This window comes from Burkholderia sp. SIMBA_051, assembly GCF_046534915.1.
Taxonomy (GTDB): Bacteria; Pseudomonadota; Gammaproteobacteria; order Burkholderiales; family Burkholderiaceae; genus Burkholderia; species Burkholderia ambifaria.
The window spans coordinates 1-259 of sequence record NZ_JAWRXS010000501.1 but is presented as its reverse complement, the minus strand read 5'-3'; the positions used below and the strand labels follow the sequence as shown (position 1 = coordinate 259).

General features: G+C 62.5%; 1 pseudogene. It reads left to right on the top strand.

The features are described 5' to 3' along the window. Nucleotides 1–51 precede the first annotated feature (51 nt). Nucleotides 52–259, top strand: a pseudogene (locus SB771_RS35465) (hypothetical protein); the annotation flags it as partial.

Sequence of the window (259 nt, the reverse complement as noted above, 5' to 3'; positions counted from 1 at the left end):
AGCCTGATGAAGCGCGACGGCGACGGCAAGTATCGCGTCGACACCGTGAACATGCGGACCAAGCTGCTCGTTCATACGGTCGTCGATGAAGCGGGCCGCGCGCTCTTTGACGGCGACGCCGACGTGCGTGAGCTTGCAGGCAAGAGTTCGGCGGCAATCGAACGGCTGTTCACCGTCGCGCAACGCCTGAACGGTCTTGCGGCCGACAGCGTGGAGAACGCAGAAAAAAACTCCGTGAGCGGCCCGAGCGACGTTTCTA